Annotated in this window: 1 protein-coding gene; it reads left to right on the top strand. The window is 70.3% G+C overall.

Features of this window, described 5'->3' with window-relative positions:
- The coding region (locus B1818_RS23840) for a DUF222 domain-containing protein (RefSeq protein WP_139363098.1) at positions 1–647 on the top strand (647 nt) is incomplete at both ends.

Below are 647 nucleotides of genomic sequence, written 5' to 3'. Positions count from 1 at the left end.
TTCGCGCAAGGCACGGTCGGCACCGCACACGTACAAGCCACCCTCGACGTCCTCGACCGCATCCCCGGCACCATCGACCACGACATCAAGGTCGCCGCCGAACGACAGATGGCCGAGATCGCCGAAGCCCACACCCCCGCCGACATCACCCAACTCGGTGCCCGCCTGCTCGCCCACCTCGACCCCGACGGCACACTGACCGACGACACCGACCAGAAACGACGCCGCGGCCTGTGGATCGGACGCCAACGAGCCGACGGCACCGCCAAGATCTCGGGCACCCTGACCCCCGCACTCGCCGCCCGACTCACCATGATGTTCGCGGTCTGGGGCAAACCCGGACTCAACAACCCCGACGACCCCCACTCACCGACCGGACCCGCCGGCACCGCCGACCCCGACGCCCTGGCCTCGGCAGCCGACCGCGACGGCCGCACCCTCGCCCAAACGAATCACGACGCCCTCGACGCCGCCCTGGCCGCAGGCTTCGCCGACGGCACACTCGGCACCTCGCATCGCGGCCTGCCCGTGCAGCTGATCATCAAAGCCGACCTCTCCGACCTCATCCGCGAAGCCGGACTCGCCACCACCGCCACCGGCACCCTGCTTCCCATCCGGGACCTGATCGCGATGGCCGGTGACGTCCA

This window comes from Gordonia sp. IITR100 (assembly GCF_002009645.1).
GTDB lineage: Bacteria > Actinomycetota > Actinomycetes > Mycobacteriales > Mycobacteriaceae > Gordonia > Gordonia hongkongensis.
The sequence above is the reverse complement of the archived record's forward strand: the minus strand, read 5'-3'. Positions and strand labels throughout refer to the sequence as shown.